The organism is Pseudovibrio sp. Tun.PSC04-5.I4, from assembly GCF_900104145.1.
Taxonomy (GTDB): domain Bacteria; phylum Pseudomonadota; class Alphaproteobacteria; order Rhizobiales; family Stappiaceae; genus Pseudovibrio.
Genome location: NZ_FNLB01000006.1, coordinates 4111625 through 4125646 on the forward strand (window position 1 = coordinate 4111625; position 14022 = coordinate 4125646).

The 14022-nt window shown below is 50.0% G+C and carries 11 protein-coding genes; 3 read left to right on the forward strand and 8 right to left on the reverse strand.

Annotated features, from left to right (window positions below):
• Nucleotides 1-10: 10 nt before the first annotated feature.
• Entirely contained in the window at nucleotides 11-1108 is a 1098-nt protein-coding gene (locus BLS62_RS24315; protein WP_208991075.1) for a GNAT family N-acetyltransferase, read from the reverse strand.
• A gap of 351 nt (nucleotides 1109-1459) precedes the next feature.
• On the opposite strand from BLS62_RS24315, the gene BLS62_RS24320 reads away from it, so the two are divergent.
• A complete protein-coding gene (locus BLS62_RS24320) occupies nucleotides 1460-2938 on the forward strand; it encodes a tetratricopeptide repeat protein (protein ID WP_093187336.1) in 1479 nt (492 codons plus the stop codon).
• 91 nt (nucleotides 2939-3029) lie between these two features.
• On the opposite strand, the gene BLS62_RS24325 is transcribed toward BLS62_RS24320, so the two are convergent.
• Complete coding sequence (locus tag BLS62_RS24325; protein ID WP_093187339.1) at nucleotides 3030-5057, reverse strand: alkyl/aryl-sulfatase; 2028 nt, start codon at nucleotides 5055-5057, stop codon at nucleotides 3030-3032.
• A 294-nt stretch (nucleotides 5058-5351) separates the two neighbouring features.
• Between BLS62_RS24325 and BLS62_RS24330 the strand changes: the two genes are divergently transcribed.
• Nucleotides 5352-7082: a tetratricopeptide repeat protein gene (locus BLS62_RS24330; protein WP_159436571.1), complete on the forward strand. Its 1731-nt coding sequence runs from the start codon at nucleotides 5352-5354 to the stop codon at nucleotides 7080-7082.
• 15 nt (nucleotides 7083-7097) lie between these two features.
• On the forward strand, nucleotides 7098-7949 hold the full coding sequence (locus BLS62_RS24335) for an SEL1-like repeat protein (RefSeq protein ID WP_143521594.1): 852 nt from the start codon (nucleotides 7098-7100) through the stop codon (nucleotides 7947-7949).
• Nucleotides 7950-8086: 137 nt separating this feature from the next.
• On the opposite strand, the gene BLS62_RS24340 is transcribed toward BLS62_RS24335, so the two are convergent.
• The 6 genes from BLS62_RS24340 to BLS62_RS24365 form a co-directional block, all read right to left on the reverse strand.
• Nucleotides 8087-8431, reverse strand: a complete 345-nt coding sequence (locus tag BLS62_RS24340) for a GNAT family N-acetyltransferase (protein WP_208991076.1) — start codon at nucleotides 8429-8431, stop codon at nucleotides 8087-8089.
• A 22-nt stretch (nucleotides 8432-8453) separates the two neighbouring features.
• Nucleotides 8454-9662, reverse strand: a complete 1209-nt coding sequence (locus BLS62_RS24345) for an MFS transporter (RefSeq protein ID WP_093187348.1) — start codon at nucleotides 9660-9662, stop codon at nucleotides 8454-8456.
• Nucleotides 9663-9909: 247 nt separating this feature from the next.
• Nucleotides 9910-11112, reverse strand: a complete 1203-nt coding sequence (locus BLS62_RS24350; protein ID WP_208991077.1) for an MFS transporter — start codon at nucleotides 11110-11112, stop codon at nucleotides 9910-9912.
• A gap of 249 nt (nucleotides 11113-11361) precedes the next feature.
• On the reverse strand, nucleotides 11362-12381 hold the full coding sequence (gene ilvC, locus BLS62_RS24355) for a ketol-acid reductoisomerase (RefSeq protein WP_093187351.1): 1020 nt from the start codon (nucleotides 12379-12381) through the stop codon (nucleotides 11362-11364).
• Between the two features lie 149 nt (nucleotides 12382-12530).
• Nucleotides 12531-13160 (reverse strand): TetR/AcrR family transcriptional regulator, encoded by a 630-nt coding sequence (locus tag BLS62_RS24360; protein WP_093187354.1) that lies wholly within the window; start codon nucleotides 13158-13160, stop codon nucleotides 12531-12533.
• A gap of 256 nt (nucleotides 13161-13416) precedes the next feature.
• Nucleotides 13417-14019 carry a YeeE/YedE thiosulfate transporter family protein gene (locus BLS62_RS24365; RefSeq protein WP_093187357.1) on the reverse strand — a complete coding sequence of 201 codons (603 nt, stop codon included), beginning with the start codon at nucleotides 14017-14019 and terminating at the stop codon, nucleotides 13417-13419.
• Nucleotides 14020-14022: the final 3 nt, after the last annotated feature.

Sequence of the window (14022 nt, forward strand, 5' to 3'; positions counted from 1 at the left end):
GGAAAGCCCGTTAATTCAACACATGTTCAGCGAGCCTCCGTGCGTGAGGAGGGACATTATGTGCGTCCAAGTTCGAAAGAGTTTTAACGATAACCACTTCATCCAACTCAGGTTTTTCTTGGTTTGCGTTGAAATGTAAGATTTTTGCAAGGATTTGCTCTGCGGTGAGAGGTAATGTGAGAACTCGGGCTATGGCAAGGCGAGGGCCGTCTTCAACAGCGATCAACTCACCGAGGTCTCCATCGCTGTGTTTGAAGCCGGTTTCTTCCTCCAGCTCGCGGGCAATGGACCCATGAATGTCCACCAAGCCCGTTTCGGTGATATCATTGAGATCCAGATTGCCGCCGGGAGGATAAACCTGACCTGCCGTTGCTGTGTTGCTGGCCATCTTGCCAAACACGAGGTGCCCTTCGCTGGAGCGCAGGATTGTGCACCCGAAAAGGTTTTTGGCCTTGCGATCTGGAAATCCCCAATCTCTCCACGCCAGAAATGCGGAGTAGTTGGTTTCTACGAGTGACCCAACTAAATGTTGGGCCTCAAATGTGTAGTGATACAAAGAGAGGACACGGCCATCCCAAAGGTCTGGATTGCTCTGCGTGAGGGTCTGCCAGTGGTCTTGTATGGCGGTTTCGTTTTTTACCGCGAAATCCCAAGTGGTGTTTGTATTGAGCTTGAGATTGATGGATGAGATCTGCCGAATTTTCGGTGTCAGGTCCTTTTCCATAAAACGAATGTCACCGGCATTCTTAAAGGCGCTAGGGCGTTCGCTTGTGACTGAATACTTATGGCGTTCGTAGAAGGGCACTGCATTGGCATCTGATTCCAAACGCAGGTGATTGCAGTTCATGCGCTTTGCCAGTTCCTCCGCACCTTCTAGCAGCCAAGCTCCATAGCCTTTGCCGTGGGCTTGCGGCAACACAAACAAACAATCCAGTAGCGCAATGCCATTGCCCTCATTCACGACCCGTACAAACCCAAGGGGCGTTGTGTTTTCCGTGATGGTGAGGATTTTGTCCTCCTCAATCATTTGAGGTGTAATTTTCCAATGCTCACAAAACAGCTCCATATCCTTAGGGTCATATCCCCAGTGACCTTTTGCCTTATGCATTATGTGAGTGAGCACAGCTGCTTGGCTCGTTTTCGCTGGCCGCATTTGGCAAAGCATTACCTATAATTCCTTTTTGCAACTCAGAGTAGATGTAGCTTCGTCGCCAATTCATCACGGCGCCGAGAGAAGAAATACTCTGATTAAACCTAGACCAATTAAATGGCCCAAAAGAGGAAATGGTTTCAAGTGACCAACGCAATTTGAAGGATACACAACCTGAAGAGATTAACGATTAACTCTTTGCATGAGGTTTGTTGGCTGACAAGGGCTCGCAGGACCATACGACCTGTTTGGCGTAGCTGCATGGCGCGTGCTTTGTGACCCGTGACGATCGCGACTGAGAAGGTGCTCATGCGATTTCTGATTTCTCTTCTTTGCTTATTTGTTGTTGCTGGCGGAACGCCTGTGCTGGGCCTTGGTTGGCAGGCAACTGGCAGTGAGAAAGAGATTCTGCTGACCAAAGGGGTTGGCGGCTTAACGCTCCTGCACAATCGTGCTGGTAAAATACACCGTTCTGTCCGAGCGGAGATCTCCAAAAGTGCGCTGGTTACGACGTTGGATTCTGAAGCTCTTTCTGGCAATGCTGAGGCTGTGTTTGGTTTGGCCCTTGCCAATGAAATGGGACGTGGGGTTCCGCGTAATGTGGGTGCGGCCATTAAACTATATGAGGAGGCTGGCAGATTGGGTCTTGCCGCCGCCTATAACAACCTCGGTGAAATTTATCGGCAGGGCAAGCATGGGGCTGTGGATCTGGTCCGTGCGCGAGAACTCTACCAGAAAGCTGCTGATTGGGGAGATGCGTGGGCGCAGAATAATCTGGGCCTGCTTTATCTACATGGAATCGGTGTTGGGCATGATCCTAAGCTGGCGTTCTATTGGGTAAAGGGCGCTGCTATGGCTGGGCTGCTGCAGGGGGTTGAAAACCTTGCAGGATTATACCGGGATGGTGTTGGGGTGGACGCGGATGCCGGACGAGCGCGTGTGCTTTATAAAAAAGCCATCGCGCTTGGCTCTTTTGATGCGCACGTGTCGCTTGGCGAACTGATGGAAAATGGAGAGGGTGGCAAAGAAGATCTTGCTGGTGCCATTACACATTATCGCATTGCGGCCCAAGCTGGGAGCGCGCTTGGCCAGCACTACCTTGGTACGCTTTATGAAGACGGTGTTGGGGTGGGGCAGGATTATGGACAGGCCCGCGCGTTTTATAAGAAAGCGGCCAACAAAGGGTTGGCGCGATCTCAATTTGCACTTGGACGGTTGTCGTTGTTGGGGCGTGGTGCTGAGCCAGATATTGATAAGGCCCTTCGGCTTTATAAAGCTGCGGCGAAACAAGGAAATGCTCAGGCCCTGAATGATCTTGGTGTGCTTTATGAAAATGGTCGTGGTGTTCAGCAATCCTATGAGCTGGCCTTGGAATTCTATATGGCATCTTCTGCTCGCTTTCCGTTTGCGCTGACCAATGCGGGGTTGCTCTATTTAAATGGGCACGGTGTATCGCAGGATGTTGCGCGCGCAAAAGCTCTGTTTCAGGAGGCCTCAGATCGTGGGGAACCTGTTGGTGATGTGTTGCTGGGGAAGGTCTTTTTGCAAGGCTTTAATGAGGAGCCGAACGCAAGTGAAGCTGCGCGGTTGTTTTTTCTAGCCGCCTCAAAGGGTGTGCCGGAAGCGTTCTATCTGCTTGGATATTGCCATGAAACGGGACGTTGTTTGGAACGCAATTTGTTGAAATCACGTGATTTTTACAAAATAGCAGCAGATCAGGGATACCGGGAAGCAAACCGTGCTTTAAGGCAGTTGGAATGGAGATTGCGTACACAATCCACCAATTAGCTACATAGTGTTAGATGGAAAGAGCTGAGTTTGGAATAAGGGCTGATGAATAACGAGTATATGCTCGTTCGTGACCAGCCCTTATGTTGTACTAGTTGGCTTTATCAAGTGGGACAGGTCGCACAAGATTGAACCAAAACTCGAATGTGTCCAACATGCCCAACAAGGCCTGAAGCTTAGCGGCTTCTCCATCAATTGAGATGTCTCCGCCCTTCATGCTCTCCTCGAAGGTTTTCTCACCTAGCATGATTGCATTCAGTGTGGTCCTGTTGATGGTTATCGTGGCATCCGGGTTTTCCAGCTGGTAACCTTCAATATGGCTGAGAGCTGCATTTTGAAGCTCCATGGCATATTCCTGCTTGGTGTCCGGGAACACCCAGTTCAACTTGATCTGCTGGTCTCCGGCCTTCTTGTTGTTCAGCCGCATTGCGGCATAATCAAACAGCAGGTCCAGATCCATGGCACGAATGATATCCGGGCTTGCTGTATCTGGAGCTGGCAGCTCTTTGATGCCGGTTCTGAGTTCTTGCGCACCAGATAGATAGAAATTGCGCCATGGACCAGATTCAGCCTGGTAGCCAAGCTGTTCCAGTGCATCTGCTTGCAGTTGGGCTGCATCTTTATTGTCTGGATTAGCGAAGACCAGATGGTTCATCACTTCCACGACCCAGCGGTAGTCACCTTTGTCGAAGGATTCCTGGGCTTTTTGGATCAATATGACTGGACCTCCCATGAACTCCACATACTTAGCACCAGCAATGCGCTCCGGATATTCATGCAAGGTGGCAGGGTTGCCGTTGAACCAACCTAGGTATTTGACATAGGTGGATTTTACATTGTGGTTGAAGGAGCCATAGTAGCCGCGTGTGCTCCAGTCACGTTGTAGGGTTTCCGGCACGTCCAAAAGCTCAGCAATCTCAGTCATGCGGAAGCCATGGTTGGCCAGACGCAGAGGTTGATCGTTGATGTAACGGTAGAGATCACGTTGATTTCGCAGGTGTTTTAGAATGGTGTCGTTGTCTGATACGTGCCAGTGGTGTGGCGCAAACAGGGTTTGTACATCTTTGCCATACTTGTAGATGGCCTCATTGATGTATTTGGACCAGCCAAGCGGGTCGCGCAGTTTTGCGCCCCTCAATGAGTATGTGTTGTGCATGGTGTGGGTGGCATCTTCCGCCGTGCAGAGTGCTTTTAACTCTTCGATATAAAAGAAGAATTCTGATGGAGCCTCAGAGTCCTGCGCCATCCAGAAATCAAAGGTGAGGCCATCTATTTGATGAGATTCGCCATTGCCTTTGATGATGTCAGTCGGCGGAATGAGGGTCACCGTGCCGGTTGATGTTGTTGGCCCCAATCCGGCACCCACCTGACCTTCCGGTGAATGCGGCAGCAGATTGCCATACATGTAGGAGGCACGGCGGCTCATGGCATTACCGGCCATCACATTCTCGGAGACCGCATGTTCCATGAAACCTTCGGGCGCGTAGATTTTAACGGCTCCGCTTTTCACATCGGCTTCATCCACAATGCCGCGAACACCGCCAAAGTGATCCACATGACTGTGGGTGTAGATGATTGCTTTCACGGGCTTTTTGCCACGCTGGGCGTAGTACAGCTCTAAGGCGTAGCGGGCAGTTTCCTCTGAGATGAGGGGATCAACGACGATCAACCCTTCCTCACCCTCAATAAAGGTGATGTTGGAGAGGTCTGCTGCGCGGACCTGATAGATGCGGTCAGACACCTGATAGAACCCACCCAGCATAATCAGTTGAGATTGGCGCCACAGGCTGGGGTTGACTGTCTCCGGTGCGATGGAGCCTTGCATGATGAATTCAAACTTGGAGAGGTCATAGACAATCTCTCCCTTGGCGTTTGTGACCTGACCGGCATCAGGCAACGGCGCAAGGTATCCTTGCTTGGCGTCGAAGAAATCCTGTTCATCAGAAAACGGAAGCTGCTTTAAGATGTTCTCGTAAAGCTCACCGGTGAACCGTGTTGCAGGTTTGGTGATCGTCTCGGCTGAAGCTGTGCTCAGGGAGAGCGTGCTTGCAATAGCAAGACCAAGCGTGGTGCCAATAGCATGGCGTAGAAGGGATGTTTTGGTTTTATTGAACGTCATTCCCGACCTCCAGAGTAGAGTTGCCTCACACCTAGAGGATTTGAGTTAAGTTGCTCGCTTGGTCCTTGTTTGAAAAATTGTTTTTGGTTGCCAAATGGCTAAAACAGGTTGCAATCTTGAGTGGGATTTATCGATGTAGTAACCCTTATAGGTTGACTTGTGCAAATAGCGATGTGAATGATTTACCTATCGATTTATCAGGGTATTGGTCCAATGTTTTTCAAATCTCTTTTCCTTGGAGTTGCCTGTTCTCTTGTTCTTGGGACTGTTCATCTTGCCTCAGCAGCTCCGTCCTTGGAGATTTCACGGAACGAGCGAACGAAGCGTGGAATTGAGGACAAAGTTGTTGGGCAATCTCTGCTCAAAAAGTACCAGAGCGATGTAGAGAGCTTTGATGTTGATGAAGTCCGACTTTTGGCGGAACAAGGTGATCTTAAGGCACAATTCCAGCTTGGAGATGCTTTCTGGCAGGGCTTTGGCGTCGAGATTAATTACGAAAAAGCCTTCTATTGGCTGAATAAAGCTGCTCAGGGAAATTACCTTGATGCGCTGACCTCTCTCGCATTGATGTATGAATTCGGCCAATTCGTTGAGAAGGACGAGAAGCGGGCGTCAGAGCTGTATTTCGATGCTTCCCAGCAAGGAAGTGACTGGGCGCTGGCGCAACTGGCGGACATGTATATTGATGGGCGCGGGGTTCGAAAAGACATGCCCTATGGGCTCGGGCTGCTCAATCAACTTGCTCAAGGCGAGTATCATGAAGCTCTGCTTTATCTCGGAGAATTTTATGATGATGGACGAGATGGAGCGCCTAACTACGAGAAAGCTGCCGAGTATTATGAGAGGTCCAGAGCTGCTGGAAGCAATATTGCCGCCACCCATCTTGCCTTCCTCAAATATTATGAGCATTTGGGGCCGGTTGATATTGAGGATGTAATTGTTCTGTTTGAAGAAAACCTGCCTGACCGTACATCTAGGGCAGCGTTAGGGCTTGGTCATATCTATTTCGATGGGGTTGATGCTCCTCGGGATTATGAAAAAGCGTTAGAATACTATGAGTTGGCGGCTTCATGGGGATCTCGTTATGCATATCTTCGCATTGGTAGTATGTTTGAGGGAGGGCATGGTGTTGCTCAAAATTATGCAAAGGCTGCGGAGTATTATCAAAGTGCAATTAAAAGCGGGTATGCCGTCGCCTCTGCTGATATTGCCTATCTTTATGAACGTGGATTTGGTTTCGAAGAAGATTTACTGAAAGCCAAAGAGCTTTATGAAACAGCCAATGGTGTTGGAAGTAGTTTTGCCGCTTTCAGGTTAGGGTTGCTTTATTATTATGGCTCTGGTGTCGAGCCTGATTATCCAAAGGCTTTGGGCTATTTTCTTTCTGCGGCACGTGATGGAAATGATGCGGCCTACCCTTATCTTGGTCTCACTTATCACTATGGTTATGGAGTTACACCTGATCCTTTTGAGGCTCGTTATTGGTATGAGCGCGCGATCAAGGCAGGTAGTGATTTTGTGAAAATAGATCTGGCTTTTTTGTTGGAGGATGGGCTGGGAGGTTCGTTGGATCTACAGCGAGCCGAGCAACTTTACAAAGATGCCAGTTCAGAAGACCCAGATGCTCTCTATCATTTGGCGCGGATAGCAGACGCCGCTGATACAGAGGGAAAACAAACATCCAAGCATTTGACCGCCTATTTAGAAGCTGCGAAGAAAGGTAGTAATCGCGCCAAACTCAAGCTTGCTGTTGTCTATATATATGGTGAGGGGGAGCTTAGAAATCTAAAAAAGGCAGAGAGTTTGTTATTGGAGTTGGCCGAAGCAAATTGGACGGATGCCTATGTGTACCTTGGCGTACTTAATGATGAAATGATATATGATCGTAAAGGCACGCAGCAAGAAGCCGTTAAATGGTTGTCAAAAGCAGCTGATAATGGAAATAGGTTTGCAGCTGAACGGTTGGCATTGAAGTACAAGAATGGCTATCAAGTTGAAGCCAGTAAAACGAAATTTGTGCATTGACGGCAAGTGCTTGGCTTGAATGGAGATCCAGAAACGGCTTTGGATGCTGCCCGCGAGCTGGAATATAGCCGCTTAGATCAAGATATGAAGATGCAGGAACGTCTTTATAAGGTTGCTGCAAATGCAGGATTGCTGTTTGGTCAAATAGACCTCGCAAAGAAATACATATTCGGTTCTGAGTTTTCTGGCGATTATGAGCGCGCGATTGATCTTTTAAGATCTGCGCTTAGAAAACATGGAGCATTAAATGCTCACAAAATTACGCGTTCGCTATCTGGTGGTAAAACCCTCAAAGAACTGCTTGCAATTAAAAACAGCAATATGCGGGATTGGGATAGTAAACTTCTGACTGCTGTTAATTTTTCTTATGGTTTGACCATTCCGCAAAACACGAAGATAGCCGAGCTGCTTTTGCGCTCTGAACCGGATGAATGGCAGTATTCTCCCGCGGCTCGATACACTTTGGCACAAATTATATTTTCTGAGGATGACCCAAGTGCGGAGCGTGTGAAGGAAGCCTTGCAGGAGCTGATTATCACTGCAAATTCTGGTTATGTGAGCGGTCAGGTAAAACTGGCAGAGTTGTATGAGCTGGGGCTTTATGTCGAGAAGGATTTCAAGAAAGCGGCGCTGTGGTACCGAATTGCTGGTTCAAAACTACCGCGCATTAAGGTTCACCTTGCAAAACTTATTCTTGAGGGGAAAGTGGCGGCCAATTACGGTGAGGATGCGCTTGAAATTTTGACCCGTGCAGCGGAAAACCTTGACCCCACTGCGATTGAGGCGCTGGTTCAGTATTGGGCCAAAGAGCAAAATGATGGCTATGACCATGAGCGTTGGATGCGTCGTCAGAAGCTTTTGAACTGATCAGTGAGGGAGGGCGTGCCCTCCCGTGTTTATCGTCGCCTAGCTATTTTGCATAGATAGATCGGTCCAGCTGCTCCATCATTTTTTGTGGTGCTGAAAGTGATGTGAAGCCGAATTGTTTGTAGAGGTCGTGCGCGTCAGCTGTTGCCAGTGCAAAGCGGGCGGAGGTTTTGTAGATCTGGATGGGTCAGTATGGCTTTCATAAGTTGTTTAGAGAGGCCTTTGCCTCTGTGGTTCTCCGCAACGAAAACGTCTCCCAGATAACCGAATGTGGCCTTGTCCGTAATGACACGGGCGAAGGCAATTTGATCCCCGTTTGGCAGGTATACGCCGAAGCAGAGTGAGTTTTCGACCGAACGATCAAACACGTCGCGAGGCAAGCCTTTGCTCCAATAGGCTTCCTGTGAGAGATACCGGAATATTTTGTCCAACTGGAGTTTGTTTTTATCGGTCGAGATTTCAATTTCTAAAGCTTGGGTCATCGTATTTCAGCGCTGTTTGTGATCAAGGTTGTGATGGGTGCAAGGCCACTTGTGGATTTGGCGGGCGGATGAAGAGCAAGATTGCCGCTGCCAGCATGGTGGTGACCGCCGAGAGCTGAATGGTGTTCTGGAACGTGGTGACGCTGGCGACTGTTCCCGTAATCATATTGCCCACCAGTCCGCCCGCAAATATTGCATTGACGTAATACGCTGTGGCTATGCCCGGTCTGTGGGGTGCATAGGACTGAATGTAGGTGAGTCCTATGCCGACGTTAATGCCGTAGTATAGCCCCTCTAATGCGCAAAGCAGATAGACCTGCGTTGGATCTGTCACTCTCACAATCATAAAAAAGAACAGAGTGCCAAGCAGGGCTGAGAGCATCATTAGGTTTCTGTCGCCAAACTTTTGAGCAGGTTTAACGACAAGGTAAATGGCGAAAACTTCAACCAGACATTTGACTGAAAATGCCAGTCCCGGTGTTGCTGTCGGGAAGCCCATCTCTTCTATGAAGAATACAGGGCCTGCGGACACGAAGGTGACGTTGGCAGCTGTGAGTGCGAAGATTGGGAGGCAGGCGAGTAACAATGGCAGTGGAACCGGTTCAATGGCCTTGCTCTGCGTCTTCTGGATTGGGTGATGGGTTTTGAAGCCATTTGGAACGACAACAACACCCATGATGAGCCATAGGATTGCGAGACCACCAGCGGTTGGGAAGATGGAGTTGATGCCGTAGATGCCATAGAGCGTGAAGGCGATGGGCGTGCCAATCATCCAACCTAAGGACATGCTGATGCGCATGTGAGAATTGAAACGGGCCGGGTCTCGGTTGGTCTGTTCTGCAAACAGGCGACCGAGTGAAAATGTGGTTGAGAGTGTTCCGCCTGAAACGCCCATGAATGGAATTCCAAGAAGCAGCATCCAATATGTTGGAACGGCTGACTGTAGCCCCATGTTGACGGTGTATAAGGCCGTACAGAGCAATAGGATTGGCTTTAATGCGGTTCCTGCGTCAATTTTCGCGCCGAAATACCTGTTTGAGAACAACGTAATAACCGTGGACCCAGCAATATAGACCGCGAGTTTCCAAGCCGGCTCTCCCAGTTCAGTCACAACGTAGGAACTGTAAAGCGGGATGAGGCAGGAAATGGAGAGCGCGCCGACGAATAGGTAGAGTGGCACAAGAAAAGGAAATCTATCCAGCAGAGCTAGAGAGCTTGGTACTTGGCGCATGAAATGTGGTCCAGAAGACTGGGAGGAATAAATACTGGAAACGCGGTGGTCTAAAGCATGTCCCGTATTTTACATTCACAAGACAGGCTCCAGTTTTCAATTTTGGGCGAATTTTTATCCTTTGATTGAAGCCAATCAAAGGGAACGTGCCCTACGTATTGATACAGGCTTTGCGTATATTTGCAAGCAAGCTGCCTCTGCAACTTTTCCAGCTTACGCCTGTGTGGCCGCTTGGGGCAGCGCCTGTCTAGTTTGTTGCGATCTGCTGCGAGGCAGGGGGCTTGATTACCAGCAAAACGGATGCGGCGAGCAAGGCCAGCACGACACTGGTTGAGATCGTGTTTTGGAAGCTGGTGTAAGAGGCGATGATACCGGTGAGGACGTTGCCTGCAAATCCACCCACAAAGACAGCGTTGACGAAATAAGACGTGGCAACGCCCGGCTTATGGAGGGCATAATTCTGGATGAATGTGATGCCGATGCTGGCGCAGATGCCATAATACATCCCTTCGATCATACAGAGCATGAGGACTTGCCCGACGGATGTTGCGCTTGTGATTGTTGCAAAAAACAGCAATGCGCCAAGGCTGGACAGAACCATCATGTTGCGTTCGCCTAATCGTGCTGTTGGTTTGACTGCGAAATAGATGACGACCACTTCAGACAAGCACTTCACGCCAAACGCCCAGCCGGGGGTTGAGGCTGGCAGAGAAAGCTCCTTAAGCAAAAAGATTGGTCCTGCGGAGACAAAAATTGAGTTGGCCGCAGCAAGAGCGAACACCGGAATGCAGGCAATCACCAGAAGCGCCGGAACTGCATCGGTTTTGCCAGCTGCTGTCAGGCGTTTTGCGATGTGTGTTTTTAGGGAGCTTGGAACAAAAGCAATACAGAGGCTGAGCCAGATCAACGCTGAGACAACAGCTGCCATATGGATTTGTAAGAAGCCAAATGAGCCATAGAGCAGGAATGCGGCCGGAGGCCCGAACACCCAGCCAAGGGAGAGGCATATGCGCATGTGCAGGTTGAAGGTGCCGGGATTGCGGCCTGTTTGCTCTGCAAAAAGACGCCCCGTGGAATACATTGTCGAGAGGGCTCCGGTGCCGATGCCCAGCAGAGGAATGCCGAGCACGACCAGTGTGAAAAAAGTGGGCGCGATCAGCTGTGCCAAGGCATGAGCGGTTATTGCGCAGACATTGATGAGCAGTAGAGGTTTAACGCGAGCGCCATTGTCTATCCAGCCACCAAAGACGCGGTTGGTGAGCAATGAGACCAGAGAAAAACCGCCGATCACCAGAGCTAAATTCCATGCTGGCTTTTGCATCTCCTCGATGATGTAGGTGCTTAAAAGCGGGATTATGAATGCGATTGAGAATGCGCCAAAGAAAAGGATGGCAAAAAATAAAATCGGATGCTTATCAAGTCTTTGTAGTTCAATATTTACGGGTTTCAAAATAACTCCACGCCCAGATTGAATAGAGGTGTCTATGGGCTAGTTTCTTCAATAACTACGTAAATTACCTGATGAGCCAAGCGTGTAAAGTGAGCAATTTTAAGCACAAAAAAACCCAGCAGTGTGCCGGGTTTTTTTGGATATCGCGTATACCTAGGGATCTGGAAGGTCCTTGATTATTGATATCTTGGTATTGCTGAGCTGAATTAAAGCAGCCTGTCGCCAAGTTGCTTTACTCTGCAATGCCTCTTAGTTCTTTGATTTGTCGACGAGTGCGCCAGACTTGATCCAAGGCATCATATCACGCAGTTTGGTGCCGATTTCCTCAATTGGATGCTCGTCGTTCAAGCGGCGAGTTGCTTTGAACTTAGCACCGCCTGCACGGTATTCCTGCATCCACTGGGAGGTGAAGGTACCGTCCTGGATTTCGGTCAGAACGCGCTTCATCTCTGCTTTGGTCTCAGAGGTTACGATGCGCGGGCCGGTCTGGTACTCACCCCATTCAGCAGTGTTGGAGATGGAGTAGTTCATGTTGGCGATGCCACCTTCGTAGATCAGATCTACGATCAGCTTCACTTCATGCAGACACTCAAAGTAGGCCATTTCAGGAGCATAACCAGCTTCTGTCAGGGTCTCGAAACCAGCACGGATCAGTTCAACCAAACCGCCACACAGAACGGCCTGTTCGCCGAACAAATCGGTTTCACACTCTTCACGGAATGTGGTTTCAATGATGCCGGAACGACCGCCACCAACGCCGGATGCGTAAGCCAGACCGAGGTCTTTTGCATTACCGGTTGCGTCCTGATGAACAGCGATCAAACATGGCACGCCGCCGCCCTTCTGGTATTCGCCGCGTACGGTATGGCCTGGGCCTTTTGGTGCAACCATCAGAACGTCGATGGTGGACTTAGGCTCGATCAGACCGAAGTGAACGTTGAGGCCATGTGCGAAAGCAATTGCTGCGCCGTCGCGGATGTTTGCCGCGATGTCGTCTTTCCAGATGTCGGACTGCAACTCATCAGGAGTTGCCATCATCATCAGGTCAGCTTCAGCAGCAGCTTCTGCAACGGTCTTAACAATGAAGCCATCAGCTTCAGCTTTAAAACGTGTTGTGGAACCTTCACGCAGAGCAACAACGATACCAGTTACGCCGCTGTCTTTCAGGTTCATTGCATGTGCACGGCCCTGTGAACCGTAGCCAATGATCGCAACTTTTTTAGCCTTAAGCAGGTTTAAATCTGCATCGCGGTCGTAATATACGCGCATGGTATTTCCCCTAGTTTCCAAGTGTGCCTTTCCCAAAGCACATGTGGTTTTTGTTTCTAAAGCAATTTGACGGTGCCAATTTGCTTTAATCTTCTGATCTGACGCGTATTCTTTTCCGAAAACCGGTAGCCACTTTTCGGGAACACGCTTTAGTCCTTAGCTCCGTAGAGCTGCATGAACTGTGAGACTGCGGTTTTGGCCGCACCGTCTAATTCTTTCCGGCTTGCTTGTGGGCTTGCGCCAAGAAGCAAGCGGATGTGCTGATCGCGAACGACCAGCCCGTAAAGTGTGCTGTAAGCTTCCTGCGGATCTTCGCACTGCAGGTAACCTTGTATGCAGCCCTTTTCCAGCAGGACTGTGGTCTGTCTGCCAATGCGGGCGCGGCCACTTTTTTCAAGGACGGCGCCAAGACCTGTTTCAGCTTTACTGGCTTGCCCGATGGCAAGTCTGTTCAGGGCCAGAGAGACATCACCGGAGATTGTCTCCAGCAAGCTCTTGGCAAATTCTTCAAGTGCGGCACGAAGGCCGGTTTCGCTCATGTTGGCTGCAGGATCTGCGCCCGGAATAACCTTGGAGGCCTGCCGGGTAACAATTGCAGCCAGCAAACCATCCCGATCTCCAAACCACTTGTAAAGACTCTCTTTGGAGCATCCTGCCGCCCGTGCGATAGCTGCTGTTGTCAGCGCTTTTTCGCCGCCTTCTACGAGCAGTTCCAAGGCCTTATCCAGAACCGCACGCTGGCGATCTGTGAAGTCTTGTTGTTCTGGCTCGGTTGGCATTGTGGGTTGGCATTCCTGTAGTTTATCGTTGGTTATTTTCTGTACCGTACGGTACGGTTCGGTTATGCCCGAGAATCATTTGGTGTGCAACAGGAAAGTGTGAGGACCGCCCAGAAATTTGAAATTTAAGTATAGGGCTTGGGGTGATGACGTTGCGATTGTTGCTGTTTGCACAAAACGCAAATACCCCGGAGGCTTGTGCTCTCCGGGGTATCGCTGTGCTGAACTAGATGCAGTTCAGTCGGGGGACGTTAAACTATGCATGTGCTGTGGTTGATCCCACAGATGCAGTGTTGTTCTGATCCATGCTGCGATCTGTTTTCCATGGCCGCGCCATTTCCAGAGCAACCATGACGACGATAAGCGCACCGGCTGTGATCAGGCCCAGCATCCAAAATGGCAGGGCAGGGAACAGGTCGGCATAGGTGATCTTGCCGAAGCTTCCCAGATCCAATGCGCCGTCAATGAGGGACTTGTTGTAGCCATAGAAAGCTGCGCCGAGGATGCCGCCGGTGACGGTGAACCATGCATCTTTGTAGCCGCGGCCAATCTGAGCAAAGACTGTGCCCGGACAAGCGCCTGCGATGGCAATACCAACGCCGAGAATAGCACCACCAACGATGATGTTGCCAACTACAAAGCCCTTAGGGTGCAGCTCGGCAAGGCCAAATGCTGTCAGGCCGGAAAGAACGATGAGGCCAGTTGCGGTTGCTGCCAGAAACATCTTGAGCATGGTGTAGTCTTTGAACAGGAACTGTCCGATGAGAACACCCGGTTCCATGACGCGTGATTTTTCAAGCGCGACGCCGAAGACGAGGCCCATAGTCAGGCCGAGGATGACAAGCCAGAAAACTTCCATGAT

Excerpts from the sequence above, each read along its gene's own strand:
- BLS62_RS24315 (WP_208991075.1), bottom strand. The coding sequence starts at position 1,108 with ATGCATAAGGCAAAAGGTCACTGGGGATATGACCCTAAGGATATGGAG.
- BLS62_RS24320 (WP_093187336.1), top strand. The coding sequence starts at position 1,460 with ATGCGATTTCTGATTTCTCTTCTTTGCTTATTTGTTGTTGCTGGCGGA.
- BLS62_RS24325 (WP_093187339.1), bottom strand. The coding sequence starts at position 5,057 with ATGACGTTCAATAAAACCAAAACATCCCTTCTACGCCATGCTATTGGC.
- BLS62_RS24340 (WP_208991076.1), bottom strand. The coding sequence starts at position 8,431 with ATGACCCAAGCTTTAGAAATTGAAATCTCGACCGATAAAAACAAACTC.
- BLS62_RS24345 (WP_093187348.1), bottom strand. The coding sequence starts at position 9,662 with ATGCGCCAAGTACCAAGCTCTCTAGCTCTGCTGGATAGATTTCCTTTT.
- ilvC (WP_093187351.1), bottom strand. The coding sequence starts at position 12,381 with ATGCGCGTATATTACGACCGCGATGCAGATTTAAACCTGCTTAAGGCT.
- BLS62_RS24360 (WP_093187354.1), bottom strand. The coding sequence starts at position 13,160 with ATGCCAACCGAGCCAGAACAACAAGACTTCACAGATCGCCAGCGTGCG.
- BLS62_RS24365 (WP_093187357.1), bottom strand. The coding sequence starts at position 14,019 with ATGGAAGTTTTCTGGCTTGTCATCCTCGGCCTGACTATGGGCCTCGTC.